The sequence below is a fragment of the Rhodanobacter humi genome, assembly GCF_041107455.1.
Lineage (GTDB): Bacteria > Pseudomonadota > Gammaproteobacteria > Xanthomonadales > Rhodanobacteraceae > Rhodanobacter_A.
Map to the genome: position 1 here is coordinate 3,721,826 of NZ_JBGBPY010000001.1, position 13,497 is coordinate 3,735,322.

The 13,497-nt window shown below is 67.2% G+C and carries 14 protein-coding genes; 13 read left to right on the plus strand and 1 reads right to left on the minus strand.

From position 1 onward, the window contains the following. Positions 1-197: 197 nt before the first annotated feature. The 11 genes from cyoA to truD all read left to right on the plus strand — a co-directional run bounded on the left by cyoA (position 198) and on the right by truD (position 11,305). Positions 198-1,103, plus strand: a complete 906-nt coding sequence (gene cyoA, locus AB7878_RS16495; RefSeq protein WP_369495791.1) for a ubiquinol oxidase subunit II — start codon at positions 198-200, stop codon at positions 1,101-1,103. A 3-nt stretch (positions 1,104-1,106) separates the two neighbouring features. After that, on the plus strand, positions 1,107-3,122 hold the full coding sequence (gene cyoB / locus AB7878_RS16500; protein WP_369495409.1) for a cytochrome o ubiquinol oxidase subunit I: 2,016 nt from the start codon (positions 1,107-1,109) through the stop codon (positions 3,120-3,122). Next, a complete protein-coding gene (cyoC, locus tag AB7878_RS16505) occupies positions 3,122-3,736 on the plus strand; it encodes a cytochrome o ubiquinol oxidase subunit III (protein WP_369495410.1) in 615 nt (204 codons plus the stop codon). The genes cyoB and cyoC overlap by 1 nt, the downstream gene beginning before the upstream one ends. Further along, positions 3,736-4,083 (plus strand): cytochrome o ubiquinol oxidase subunit IV, encoded by a 348-nt coding sequence (gene cyoD / locus AB7878_RS16510; protein ID WP_369495411.1) that lies wholly within the window; start codon positions 3,736-3,738, stop codon positions 4,081-4,083. The genes cyoC and cyoD overlap by 1 nt, the downstream gene beginning before the upstream one ends. A gap of 797 nt (positions 4,084-4,880) precedes the next feature. After that, positions 4,881-6,551, plus strand: coding sequence for a CTP synthase (gene pyrG, locus AB7878_RS16515; protein WP_369495412.1), 1,671 nt, complete (start codon positions 4,881-4,883; stop codon positions 6,549-6,551). Then, complete coding sequence (gene kdsA, locus AB7878_RS16520) at positions 6,548-7,381, plus strand: 3-deoxy-8-phosphooctulonate synthase (RefSeq protein ID WP_369495413.1); 834 nt, start codon at positions 6,548-6,550, stop codon at positions 7,379-7,381. The genes pyrG and kdsA overlap by 4 nt, the downstream gene beginning before the upstream one ends. Before the next feature lie 54 nt (positions 7,382-7,435). Continuing rightward, positions 7,436-8,749, plus strand: a complete 1,314-nt coding sequence (gene eno / locus AB7878_RS16525) for a phosphopyruvate hydratase (RefSeq protein ID WP_369495414.1) — start codon at positions 7,436-7,438, stop codon at positions 8,747-8,749. Positions 8,750-8,766: 17 nt separating this feature from the next. Then, positions 8,767-9,117 (plus strand): cell division protein FtsB, encoded by a 351-nt coding sequence (gene ftsB / locus AB7878_RS16530; RefSeq protein WP_369495415.1) that lies wholly within the window; start codon positions 8,767-8,769, stop codon positions 9,115-9,117. Beyond that, positions 9,114-9,806 (plus strand): 2-C-methyl-D-erythritol 4-phosphate cytidylyltransferase, encoded by a 693-nt coding sequence (gene ispD, locus AB7878_RS16535; RefSeq protein WP_369495416.1) that lies wholly within the window; start codon positions 9,114-9,116, stop codon positions 9,804-9,806. The genes ftsB and ispD overlap by 4 nt, the downstream gene beginning before the upstream one ends. Continuing rightward, entirely contained in the window at positions 9,803-10,282 is a 480-nt protein-coding gene (gene ispF, locus AB7878_RS16540) for a 2-C-methyl-D-erythritol 2,4-cyclodiphosphate synthase (RefSeq protein ID WP_369495417.1), read from the plus strand. The genes ispD and ispF overlap by 4 nt, the downstream gene beginning before the upstream one ends. Positions 10,283-10,285: 3 nt before the next feature. Continuing rightward, positions 10,286-11,305 (plus strand): tRNA pseudouridine(13) synthase TruD, encoded by a 1,020-nt coding sequence (gene truD, locus AB7878_RS16545; RefSeq protein ID WP_369495418.1) that lies wholly within the window; start codon positions 10,286-10,288, stop codon positions 11,303-11,305. A gap of 17 nt (positions 11,306-11,322) precedes the next feature. Here the strand turns inward: truD and AB7878_RS16550 are convergent, their stop codons facing one another. After that, entirely contained in the window at positions 11,323-11,874 is a 552-nt protein-coding gene (locus AB7878_RS16550) for a Smr/MutS family protein (RefSeq protein ID WP_369495419.1), read from the minus strand. A 127-nt stretch (positions 11,875-12,001) separates the two neighbouring features. Between AB7878_RS16550 and surE the strand changes: the two genes are divergently transcribed. Beyond that, positions 12,002-12,790, plus strand: a complete 789-nt coding sequence (gene surE / locus AB7878_RS16555) for a 5'/3'-nucleotidase SurE (protein ID WP_369495420.1) — start codon at positions 12,002-12,004, stop codon at positions 12,788-12,790. Positions 12,791-12,793: 3 nt separating this feature from the next. Beyond that, positions 12,794-13,489, plus strand: a complete 696-nt coding sequence (locus tag AB7878_RS16560) for a protein-L-isoaspartate(D-aspartate) O-methyltransferase (protein WP_369495421.1) — start codon at positions 12,794-12,796, stop codon at positions 13,487-13,489. Positions 13,490-13,497 lie beyond the last annotated feature (8 nt).

Sequence of the window (13,497 nt, forward strand, 5' to 3'; positions counted from 1 at the left end):
ACGTGGCGCGCAACGAGCAAGATCATCGCGCAGCAAGTTTCGGCTGCGGCATTGTGTCTCGGCAGGCTGTCATTTCGTGTTGCCACTTACTACGATGCGCGCGCCGCATCCCCACGGCATCCCCTTCTTAGCCGTCCAAAGAGTCGTTCGTGAGCAAACGTAGCGTCGTTTCCGCCTTGCGCTGGTCGTGCGCAGGTATGGCCGTGTTCCTCGCCGGCTGCAACATGGAAGTCCTCTCGCCGAAAGGCGACGTGGGCATGCATGAGAAGAACCTGATCCTGATCGCGCTCGGGCTGATGTCCGTGGTGGTGATCCCGGTGATCGTGCTGACCCTGTGGTTCGCGTGGCGCTACCGCGCCTCCAACACCAAGGCAACCTATGCACCGAAGTGGTCGCACTCGACGAAGATCGAGGCGGCGATGTGGGGCATTCCCTGCGTCATCATCGCGATCCTCGCCGTGATCACCTGGCGCAGCACGCACCAGCTCGATCCGTACAAGCCGCTGGTATCCGACGTGAAGCCGGTGACCATCGAGGCGGTGGCGATGGACTGGAAGTGGCTGTTCATCTACCCGGAATACGGCGTGGCCAGCGTCAACCAGATCGCGTTCCCGGTGGACACGCCGGTGAACTTCAAGATCACCTCGGCCACGGTGATGAATGCATTCTTCATCCCGCAGCTGGGCAGCCAGATCTACGCGATGAACGGCATGCAGACCAAGCTGCACCTGATCGCGCGCGAGGCGGGCAGCTACGACGGCCTGTCCTCCAACTACAGCGGTGCCGGCTTCTCCGACATGCGCTTCAAGGCGATCGCCACCTCGGAGCAGGGCTTCCAGGACTGGCTGGCCAAGGCGAAGGCCAGCGCGGCCACGCTCGACCTGCCGACTTACCAGGTGCTGGAGCAACCCAGCGAGAAGGTGCCGGTGTCGTATTACGCGACGGTTGCGCCCGGCCTGTTCGAGGACATCCTGCACAAGGACATGGGCGGCAAGCCCGCCGCAGGGCAGCCGATGCCGGGCATGCCGATGCACGGCGAGCCGGCGCATGACGGCGTCGCCGTCGCCGCCTCGCACAACGATCACGCCAAGGCTGCGGAGTAAGTCATGTTCGGAAAGCTTTCCCTCTCGTCGATACCGTTCGACCAGCCGATCGTGATGATCACCCTGCTGATGGTGGCCATCGGCGGCGCGGCCCTGCTCGGCAGCATTACCTATTTCCGCAAGTGGGGTTACCTGTGGAACGAGTGGTTCACCACGGTGGACCACAAGAAGATCGGCATCATGTACGTCATCCTGGCGCTGGTGATGCTGCTGCGGGGCTTCGCCGACGCGATCATGATGCGCGGCCAGCAGGCGCTGGCCGCTGCCGGCGACCAGGGCTACCTGCCGCCGCATCACTTCGACCAGATCTTCAGCGCCCACGGCACGATCATGATCTTCTTCATGGCGATGCCGTTCATCGTGGGCCTGATGAACCTGATCGTGCCGCTGCAGATCGGCGCGCGCGACGTGGCCTATCCGTTCCTGAACTCGCTGAGCTTCTGGCTCACCGCCTCAGGCGTGGTGCTGATCATGCTGTCGCTGTTCATCGGCGAGTTCTCCACCACCGGCTGGCTGGCCTATCCGCCGCTGTCGGAGCTGCAGTTCAGTCCGGGCGTGGGCGTGGACTACTACATCTGGGCGCTGCAGTTGTCGGGCCTGGGCACCACGCTGTCCGGCATCAACTTCATCGTCACGATCCTGCGCATGCGCACCCCTGGCATGACGCTGATGAAGATGCCGGTGTTCAGCTGGACCGCACTGGTCACCAACGTGCTGATCGTGGCGGCGTTCCCGATCCTCACCGTGACGCTGGCCCTGCTCGGCGCCGACCGTTACCTGGGCATGCACTTCTTCACGAACGACCTCGGCGGCAACGCCATGATGTACGTGAACCTGATCTGGATCTGGGGCCACCCCGAGGTCTACATCCTGATGGTGCCGTGCTTCGGCGTGTTCTCCGAGATCATCTCCACGTTCTCCGGCAAGCCGCTGTTCGGCTACAAGTCGATGGTGTGGGCCACGGTGGCGATCGGCGTGCTGTCCTTCCTGGTGTGGCTGCACCACTTCTTCACCATGGGCTCGGGCGCGAACGTCAACGCGTTCTTCGGCATCGCCACGATGGTGATCTCGATCCCCACCGGCGTGAAGGTGTTCAACTGGCTGTTCACCATGTACCGCGGCCGCATCCGCTTCACCGTGCCGGTGCTGTGGACGATCGGCTTCATGGTGACCTTCGTGATCGGCGGCATGACCGGCGTGCTGCTGGCGGTGCCGGGTGCGGACTTCGTGCTGCACAACAGCCTGTTCCTGATCGCGCACTTCCACAACATGATCATCGGCGGCGTGGTGTTCGGCTGCCTGGCGGCGCTGAACTTCTGGTTCCCGAAGGCGTTCGGCTTCAAGCTGGAGGAGCGCTGGGGCAAGTGGTCGTTCTGGTGCTGGCTGGTGGGCTTCTACGTGGCCTTCTTCCCGCTGTACGCGCTCGGCTTCATGGGCGCCACCCGCCGCATGCAGCACTACGACAACCCGGCCTGGCAGCCGTACTTCGTGGTGGCCTTCATCGGCGCCGCGATCATCATGGCGGGCATCGGCTTCACCGTGCTGCAGATTGCGGTGAGCATCCGCAACCGCGACAGCAACCGCGACCTCACCGGCGACCCCTGGGGTGGCCGCACGCTGGAGTGGGCGACCAGCTCGCCGGCGCCGTTCTACAACTTCGCGGTGCTGCCCGAGGTGAGCGAACTCGACCAGTTCTGGGCGGACAAGGAGCACAAGCGCGCCTACCCGCGCCATGCCCACTACGCCGACATCCACATGCCGCGCAACACCGGCGTGGGCGTGGTGATGGGTGGCTTCGCCACGCTGCTGGGCTTCGGGCTGATCTGGCACATCTGGTGGCTGGCGATCCTGGGCCTGGCCGGCATGATCGGTGCGTTCATCGCGCGCTCCTACGACCGTGACGTCGACTACTACGTGCCCGGCGCCGAGGTCGAGAAGATCGAGCGCGAGCGGCTGGTGCCGCTGTCCAAGCTGATTGACCAGGTGGGCGCCGCTCCCGCCGAGCAGAAGGTGGCCTAATGAATACCTCCGTCATCACCGCCGGCCACGACGTGGCCGGCCACCACGAGCACCACGACGACGGCTCCAAGACCCTGCTGGGGTTCTGGATCTACCTGATGAGCGACTGCCTGATCTTCTCGGGCCTGTTCGCCACCTTCGCCGTGATGGCCCATGCCTACGCAGGCGGCCCCACCGGCAAGGAGATCTTCGATCTCAAGTACGTGCTGGGCGAGACCATGCTGCTGTTGGTCAGCAGCTTCACCTTCGGCATGGCGATGCTGAACATGCACGCCGGCCGCCGCAACAAGGTGCTCGTCTGGCTGGCGATCACCTTCCTGTTCGGCGCAGCCTTCGTGGGCATGGAAATCCACGAGTTCGCGGCCCTGATCCACGAAGGCGCGGGCCCGGACCGCAGCGCGTTCCTGTCGGCCTATTTCACCCTGGTCGGCACGCACGGCCTGCACGTCACCTGCGGCCTGATCTGGATCGTGGTCATGCTGGACATGGTGCGCCGTCACGGCCTGGACGCCGTGGTCAAGCGTCGGCTGTCCTGCCTCAGCCTGTTCTGGCATTTCCTCGACGTGATCTGGATCTGCGTGTTCACTTTTGTCTATCTGCACGGGGTGCTGTGATGTCGCACGCTCATGAACAGGCCGCCCACGGCGGCAAGCACGGGACGCTGTCGTCCTACCTGGTCGGCTTCGGGCTGTCGCTGGTGCTCACGCTGCTGTCCTTCGGCTGCGTGATGACCGGGGTGGCGCCGCACCACCTGATCGTGCCGGGCCTGATGGTGTTCTGCGTGGCCCAGGTGCTGGTGCAGCTCGGCTTCTTCCTACACATGGGCATCGCGCCGGAGCAGCGCGAGAACCTGATGGTGGCCGCATGCGCGTTGCTGTTCATCGCCATTGTGGTGATCGGCTCGTTGTGGGTGCTGCACAACATGAATGTCTACATGATGCCGGGGATGTCGCACGGCTGAGCTTTGCACTTCTGTTGATCGTTGCCGGCGGCCTCGTGAGGGGCCGCCGGTTTTGTTTGGCTTGTGCTGCCTGCGGCAAGCCTCAAAGCGGTTTCGTCCGCCTGTCGGCGGCCGAGCTACTTTCTCTTTGCTTGCCCAAAGAGAAAGTAGCCAAAGAGAAACGGCCCCCCGATGGCGCGCCCTCCAGGCATCCTGCCTTCCGGGTGCGCGGGCGGGCTACGGGGTTTTTCGACGGGACTCCTGTCCCGGCGAAAAACTGGCCGGCATCCATGCCGGCCACCCTGAGGGCTTTCCTTCGCCCACCCGCCGCGCCATAGGGGCCCCGGGTAGAGCAGCGCGCTCCCAGCGCGCAGAAGCAACGGCAAAAGCAAAGGCCGCGAGCTTGCGGCGCTCTGGCTTCGGCTTCTGGCGCGCACGATGCGCGCCTGCTCTTGTGGGGCCCCTGGGCGGCGGTGAGGCGGGGACGATCAGGCCGCACAGCGGGCGTTGCCATGAACGGCAACGCCTTTTCGCGCGGGCAGGAGCCCGCTCGAAAAGCCCGGCCCCGCCTCACGGACTTGCCGGGCAGGACGCCCGGCAAGCGCCAACCGGGGTGGCCTCTCTATTTGGTCACTTTTCTCTGGCCACGCAGAGAAAAGTGACTCGGGCGCCGGAGGGCGCTCGAAACCGCTTTGAAACTCGCGAATGCACCAGGCAACACTCCGCAACCGCAATTCCGGATGAATCCGCCCGCCGCGGGATCTCGCGGCAGGGGCCGTCTGCCGCTAGAATGCGTATTTCCAGCACGGCTGCTTTCCATGACCCCCCTGATTTTCGTCACTGGCGGTGTGGTGTCCTCGCTTGGCAAGGGCATCGCCGCGGCGTCGCTGGCCTCCATCCTGGAAGCGCGTGGCCTCTCGGTCACCATGATGAAGCTCGATCCCTACATCAACGTGGATCCGGGCACCATGAGCCCGTTCCAGCATGGCGAGGTCTATGTCACCGACGACGGCGCCGAGACCGACCTCGACCTCGGCCACTACGAGCGCTTCGTCCATACCCGGCTCACCGGCAAGAACTCCATCACCACCGGCAAGATCTACGAGTCGGTGATCCGCAAGGAGCGCCGCGGCGATTACCTCGGTGCCACCGTGCAGGTGATCCCGCACATCACCGACGAGATCAAGCACTGCATCCACGAGGCGACGCGCGGCTTCGACGTGGCGCTGGTGGAGATCGGCGGCACGGTGGGCGACATCGAGTCGCTGCCGTTCCTGGAGGCGATCCGCCAGTTGCGCATCGAGCACGGCCCGGAGAAGTGCCTGTTCATGCACCTGACCCTGGTGCCGTACATCAAGGCCGCCGGCGAGATCAAGACCAAGCCGACCCAGCATTCGGTGAAGGAGCTGCGTTCGATCGGCATCCAGCCGGACGTGCTGCTGTGCCGCTGCGAACAGCCGCTGCCCGAGGGCGAGCGGCGCAAGATCGCGCTGTTCACCAACGTGCCGGAGAACGCGGTGATCAGCGCGGTCGACGTGGACGTGATCTACAAGATGCCGCTGTGGCTGCACAGCCAGGGGCTGGACGAGATCGTGGTGAAGAAGCTGGGGCTGGATGCCAAGCCGGCCGACCTGTCCGGCTGGCAGCGCACGGTGGACGCCGTGGTGCACCCGAAGGGCGAGGTCAACGTGGCCATCGTCGGCAAGTATGTGGAGCACAAGGACGCCTACAAGTCGCTGGGCGAGGCGCTGCGCCACGGCGGCATCAAGCAGCAGACGCGCGTCAACCTGCAGTGGATCGACTCCGAGCAGGTCGAGGCCGAAGGTGCGGCCCAGGTGCTCGGCGGCATGGACGCGATCCTGGTGCCCGGCGGCTTCGGCAAGCGCGGCTTCGAGGGCAAGGTGCTGGCGGCGAAATACGCGCGCGAGCACGGCGTGCCGTACTTCGGCATCTGCTACGGCATGCATGCGGCGGTGGTGGATTTCGCCCGCCACGTGGCCGGGCTCGCCGACGCCGACTCCAGCGAGAACGAGCGCAACACCGCCAATCCGGTGATCGCGCTGATCACCGAATGGACCACCGCCAGCGGCGAGGTGGAGCAGCGCAGCGATCGCTCGGACCTGGGCGGCACCATGCGCCTGGGTGCGCAGGAATGCCGGCTCAAGGCCGGCACGCTGGCGCGCGAGATGTACGGCCAGGACGTGGTGCGCGAGCGCCACCGTCACCGCTACGAATTCAACAACCGCTATCGCCAGAGCTTCGAGGATCTCGGCCTGGTGATCTCCGGCAAGTCGATGGACGACCTGCTGGTGGAGATCGTCGAGCTGCCGCAGCAGAAGCACCCATGGTTCCTCGGCTGCCAGGCGCATCCGGAATTCACCTCCACGCCACGCGACGGCCACCCGCTGTTCATCGGCTTCGTGCGCGCTGCGCGCGAGTTCAAGGCCGTGCGCGAGGGCGAGAAGCTGGCCAGGGAGCACGTGGCATGAAGTTGTGCGGTTTCGAAGTCGGTTTGGACCAGCCGTTGTTCCTGATCGCCGGTCCTTGCGTGGTCGAGTCCGAGCAGCTGCAACTGGATACCGCGGGCACGTTGAAGGAGATCACCGCCAGGCTCGGCGTGAACTTCATCTTCAAGTCCAGCTTCGACAAGGCCAACCGTTCTTCCGGCACCAGCTTCCGCGGCCCGGGCATGGAGGAGGGGCTGCGCATCCTCGGCGAGGTGAAGCGCCAGATCGGTGTGCCAGTGCTCACCGACGTGCACGAATACACCCCGTTCGGCGAGGTCGCCGCGGTGGTGGACGTGCTGCAGACGCCGGCCTTCCTGTGCCGGCAGACCGATTTCATCCAGGCCGTGGCCCGTGCCGGCAAGCCAGTGAACATCAAGAAGGGCCAGTTCCTCGCGCCCTGGGATATGAAGAACGTCGTGGCCAAGGCCAAGGCCGTGGGCAACGACGACATCCTGGTCTGCGAGCGCGGTGCCAGCTTCGGCTACAACAACCTCGTTTCCGACATGCGCTCGCTGAGCGCGATGCGCGACACGGGTTGCCCGGTGGTGTTCGACGCCACCCATTCGGTGCAATTGCCGGGCGGGCAGGGCACCAGCTCCGGCGGCCAGCGCGAGTTCGTGCCGGTGCTGGCGCGCGCGGCGGTGGCCGCAGGCGTGGCCGGACTGTTCGCCGAGACGCACCCCGATCCGAGCAAGGCGCTCTCCGACGGCCCGAACGCCTGGCCGCTGGACAAGATGGAAGCGCTGCTGGAAACCCTGCTGGAACTGGATGCCGTGACCAAGCGCCACGGCTTCCTCGAAAACACCTTGTAACGCCGGGGCCCGCCCCGGATCGACCCTGAATCGCCACCTCTGGATTGGAACCGCATGAGCACTGACATCACCCGCATCCACGCCCGTGAAATCCTCGACTCGCGCGGCAATCCCACGCTGGAAGCGGAGGTGACTCTCGCCGGCGGCGGCTTCGGTCGAGCCGCAGTGCCCAGTGGTGCCAGCACCGGCACGCGCGAGGCGGTGGAGCTGCGTGATGGCGACAAGGCGCGCTACCTCGGCAAGGGCGTGAAGCATGCGGTGGGCAACGTCAACGGCGCGATCGCCAGTGCACTGAAAGGCTTCGATGCGGCCAACCAGGGTGGACTCGACGCCAAGCTGATCCAGCTCGACGGCACGCCGAACAAGGGCAAGCTGGGCGCCAACGCGCTGCTCGGCGTGTCGATGGCCGCCGCGCACGCGGTGGCGGCGCAGCGCAAGCTGCCGCTGTGGCAGTACCTCGCGACGATCAACGGCACCACCGGCCAGCCCGGCGCGCTGCCGGTGCCGATGATGAACATCATCAACGGCGGTGCGCACGCCGACAACAACGTCGACGTGCAGGAATTCATGGTGCTGCCGGTGGGCGCATCCAGCTTCGCCGAGGCGCTGCGCGCCGGTGCGGAGATCTTCCACGCGCTGAAGAGCGTGCTGAAGGGCAAGGGCCTCAACACCGCGGTGGGCGACGAGGGCGGCTTCGCGCCGAACCTGCGTTCCAACGTCGAGGCGCTGGACACCATCCTCGAAGCGGTGAACAAGGCCGGCTACAAGGTGGGCAGCGAGATCCTGCTGGGCCTGGACGTGGCCAGCTCGGAGTTCTTCAAGGACGGCAAGTACGACCTGGAAGGCGAGGGCAAGGTCTACACCCAGCACGAATGGGTGGACGTGCTGGCCGGCTGGGCGAAGCAGTACCCCATCGTCACCATCGAGGACGGCATGGCCGAAGGCGACTGGGACGGCTGGAAGCTGCTCACCGACAAGATCGGCAAGCAGGTGCAGCTGGTGGGCGACGACTTGTTCGTCACCAACCCGGGCATCTTCAAGGAAGGCATCGACAAGCACATCGCCAACGCCATCCTGATCAAGGTCAACCAGATCGGCACGCTGTCCGAGACGCTGGAGGCCATCGCGATGGCCGACGCGGCGAAGTACGCGGCGATCGTCTCGCACCGCTCGGGCGAGACCGAGGACACCACCATCGCCGACATCGCCGTCGCCACCGCCGCCACCCAGATCAAGACCGGCTCGCTGTGCCGCACCGACCGCGTGGCGAAGTACAACCAGTTGCTGCGCATCGAGGAAGCGCTGGGCTCGGCGGCGCGCTATGCCGGGCGCGGGGCGTTCGTGAGCCTCGACCATCTGCCCGGCTGATCCGGCGCGCCTGGCCCATGCTGCGCTGGATCGCCCTGGTCCTGGTCCTGCTGCTGATCGGACTGCAGCTGAAGCTGTGGTCCGCGCACGGCGGCGTGCACGAGGTGGACGCCCTGCGCGTGGCCATCAAGAAGCAGACCGACGAGAACACCCGCCTGCAGCAGCGCAACCAGGCGCTGGCCGCCGACGTGTCGGACCTCAAGCACGGCGACCAGGCGATCGAGGCACGCGCGCGCACCGAACTGGGCCTCATCAAACCCGGCGAGACGTTCTACCAGGTCGACAACCAGCCCGCGGGCGCCAGCAGCACGCTGCCGTTGCCGCCGCCGGCCCGGCCCGGCGGCGCTGCCGGTGGCGTCGTCAAATGACCACGGCCTTGTGGTGCGTGGTGCCAGCCGCCGGTCGCGGCACGCGAATGGGCGCGGACTGCCCCAAGCAATACCTGCCGCTGGCTGGTCGGCCACTGATCGCGCACACGCTGGAGCGGCTGGCCGCGCACCCGCGCATCGCCGGCCTGATGGTGGTGCTGGGCGCGAAGGATGAGCGCTGGTCCGGCAGCACGACTCTGCGCGGCAAGCCGGTGTGCACCGCGATCGGCGGCGCCGAGCGCAGCGATTCGGTGCTGGCCGGCCTGCATGCCCTGCCGCCCGAGGTGGGCGAGGCCGACTTCGTGCTGGTGCACGACGCCGCGCGCCCCTGCGTGCGCGAAGCCGACATCGCGCGCCTGATCGAACAGGCCGCGCAGGCGGATGGCGGCCTGCTCGGTGCACCGTTGCGCGACACGCTGAAGCGCGCGGGGGAAGGCGGGCGCAGCCTCGCCACCGAGCCGCGCGAACAGCGCTGGCGCGCCTTCACGCCGCAGATGTTCCGCCGCGGCGAGCTCACCGCGGCATTGCGCGCGGTGGCGCTCGAAGGCCGGCCGGTCAGCGACGAGGCGATGGCGATGGAACTGGCCGGCTTCCGGCCATTGCTGGTCGAAGGCGCCGAGGACAACATCAAGGTGACCACGGCGGCGGACCTCGCGCTGGCCGAATTCCTGCTGGCGAGAACCGCATGACTTTCCGCATCGGCAACGGCTTCGACGTGCACGCCTTCGGCACGGGCGACCACGTCACCCTGGGCGGCGTGCGCATTCCCCACGTCCGCGGCCTCGTCGCGCACTCCGACGGCGATGTGGTGATCCACGCCCTGTGCGACGCGATCTTCGGTGCACTGGCGCTGGGTGACATCGGCAGGCACTTCCCGCCCTCCGACGAGCGTTGGCGCGATGCCGACAGCAGGCGGTTCCTGCGCCACGCGGCCCTGCTGATGGCGCAACATGGCTACGCGCTGGGCAACGCCGACGTCACCGTGATCTGCGAATCGCCCAAGATCGGCCCGCACGCGCAGGCCATGCGCGAAAACCTCGCCGCCGACCTCGAATGCGAACTCGGCCGCGTCAGCGTCAAGGCCACCACCACCGAAAAGCTGGGTTTTGCCGGCCGTGGCGAAGGCATCGCGGCCCAGGCCTGCGTGTTGCTGGAGCGCCGCTGAAGCATGTCTGCATCCGAACTCCCTTTCGCCCATGGCGCTACCCCGCCTTTGGTGGCGCGTCTTCGCCTTACTCATGAAGATTTCCTCGTTGAGGAAATCTTGGGCTACGACGCCGACGGCAGCGGCGAGCACGCGCTGCTGTGGGTGGAAAAGCGCGGCGCGAACACCGACTGGGTGGCGCGCGAACTGGCGAAGTTCGCCGGCGTGCCGCCGTTGGCGGTGGGCTACGCGGGCCTCAAGGATCGCCACGCGGTGACCCGGCAGGCATTCTCGGTGCAACTGGCGGGCAAGCCCGACCTGGACTGGTCCGTGTTTCCGCATGCGGAAGTGAAGGTGCTGGCTGCCACGCGCCACGGCCGCAAGCTCAAGCGCGGCGCGTTGCGCGGCAACCGCTTCGTGCTGGTGCTGCGCGCGGCGCGGGGCGAGCGCGAACGCGCCGAACAGGTGCTGGCCGCGATCGCCGCGCGCGGCGTGCCGAACTACTTCGGCGAGCAGCGTTTCGGCCGCGAAGGCGGCAACCTGGAACAGGCACGGGCGATGTTCGCGGGACGCCGGGTGGATCGCGACAAGCGCGGTTTCCTGCTTTCCGCTGCCCGCTCGCAGATCTTCAACAGCGTGCTCGCCGCCCGCGTCGAGCGCGGCACATGGGATGCGCCGCTGGATGGCGAAATCTGGTCGCTGGCCGGTTCGCGTTCGTGGTTCGGGCCCGAGCCGTACGGCGATGTGCTGGCCCAGCGGCTTGCCAGCGGCGACATTCATCCCTCGGGCCCGCTGTGGGGGCAGGGCGAACCGCCCAGCACGGGCGAAGCGGGCGCGCTGGAACGGGAAGTCGCTGCCGCTCACGCCGATCTCGCCGAAGGCGTTGCCGCCGCGCGCATGGACCAGGAGCGCCGGCCGTTGCGCCTGCTGCCGAAAGACCTGCGCTGGCGATGGCTGGCCGACGATGCGCTGGAGCTGTCGTTCGAGCTGCCGGCAGGGGCGTATGCGACGGTGGTGGCGCGGGAAGTGGCCTCAACGTTGTAGGCGCACAGGGTAAGTTCCTACCGGAGATTCCTGAGGAGCACGACCACGGCCCCGGTGCCGCCTTGCGCCGGCCGTGCCGAAGCAAACGCGATCACGTCGTCGCGCCGGCGCAGCAGGCGGTCGGTGAGCGCCTTCAGCACCGGGCCCGCAGCCTTCGAACGCAGCCCCTTGCCGTGGATGATGCGCACGCAGCGCAGTCCGTGCTGGCGTGCCTCGGCGAGGAAGGTCGCGATGGAGGCTTGGGCGGCGGCGGCATTCATCTGGTGCAGGTCGAGCTCGTCCTGCACGCTGAACTGGCCGCGCTTCAGCTCGCGCAGCAGCTTCGGCGGGTAACCCTCGCGCAGGTAAGCCAGTTCCTCGCCCACTTCGAGTGTGGCCGGGTCGAACGCCATCTCCAGCAACTCGCCCGGCACCGCCGCCTCATCGGCTTCGAGCATGCGCGGCAACGGCTCGGGTTTCGGCACCGGCGGTGGCGCGGCGACCGGATCGATGCGACGTATCTCGCCGATCGCTTCGCGGAACAGGCGGGCGTCATCTTCGCTGATCACGGTGGGCGGCCGGCGCTTCATGCAGCGATGCTAGCAAGTCGCGGTGGCCAGCCGTGAAACGGCGGGTGCGCTCCGGTAAACTCGGGCAGTTGCAGGGTGCGCATGCCACGAATGGCGATGCGCCGCGGTCGACTCAACACGGATCAGCATGCGAGTTCTTGTCAGCAACGACGATGGCGTGGATGCGAAAGGCATCCACGTGCTTGCCGAGCGTCTCGGCGAAGTGGGCGAGGTGACGGTGGTGGCGCCCGACCGCGACCGCTCCGGCGCCAGCAATTCGCTGACCCTGGACGCGCCGCTGCGCGTGCTGCACATGGAGGATGGCCGCTACCGCGTGGCCGGCACGCCGACCGATTGCGTGCACCTGGCGCTGTCCGGCCTGCTGGCGGAGGAGCCCGACATCGTGGTGTCGGGCATCAACAACTCGGCCAACCTCGGCGACGACGTGATCTATTCCGGTACGGTGTCGGCGGCGATGGAAGGGCGCTTCCTCGGCCTGCCGGCGATCGCCGTGTCGCTGGTCAGCCACGATCATCGCGGCATCCATTACGACGCGGCGGCGAATGCGGTGCTGCTGCTGATGCGCCGCCTGCTGGTCGATCCGCTGCCGGCCGACACCATCCTCAACGTCAACGTGCCGGATCGGCCGTGGGCGGAGATCCGCGGTTTCGAGGTCACCCGGCTGGGTCGTCGCCATCGCGCGGCGCCATGCATCGCGCAGACCGATCCACGCGGCCGTCCGGTGTGGTGGATCGGCCCCGCGGGCGAGGTGGACGACGCCGGTCCGGGCACGGACTTCGACGCGGTGCGGCGCGGCTACGTCTCGGTGACGCCGATCCACGTCGACCTCACCCGCTTCCAGGCGCTGGAGAAGGTCAGCAGCTGGATGCAGGCGCTCAGCGACGACATGGCCGCTCCCGACCACAAGGTGGCCTGAGCGATGAACATGCATACGCTGCCTCCCGCGGCACTGAAAGGCGAGGGCATGACCTCGCAGCGCGCCCGCGACCGCCTCGCCACCCAGCTGCGCGAGGGCGGCATCCGCGACCCGCGGGTGATCGACGTGATCCGCAACTTGCCGCGCCACCATTTCATCGACCAGGCGCTGCACTCGCGCGCCTACGAGAACACCGCGTTGCCGATCGGCCACGGTCAGACCATCTCGCAACCCTGGGTGGTGGCGCGGATGACCGAGGCGCTGCTCGAACACTTCGACGCGCGCAAGGAAAAGCCCGGCCGGGTGCTGGAGATCGGCACCGGCTCCGGCTACCAGGCGGTGGTACTGGCCGCGCTGGTGGAGCAGGTCTACACGGTGGAGCGCATCGAGGAACTGCTGCGCCAGGCGCGCCGCCGCTTCCGCCAGTTGGGCCTCGCCAACATCCGCTCGCGCTACGACGACGGCAAACTGGGCTGGGCTGACGAGGCGCCGTTCGACGCGATCATCCTCACCGCCGCCGGTGACACCATCCCCAGCCGCATCCTCGAACAGCTCAGCCCCGCCGGCGTGCTGGTGGCCCCGGTGGGCTCGCCCAGCAGCCAGGTGCTGATCCGCCTGCGCGGCGACGGGCAGGGCGACTTCGCCCAGGAAGAACTCGGCGCAGTCAGCTTCGTGCCGCTTTTGGGCGGCATCGGCTGATGCGCAAC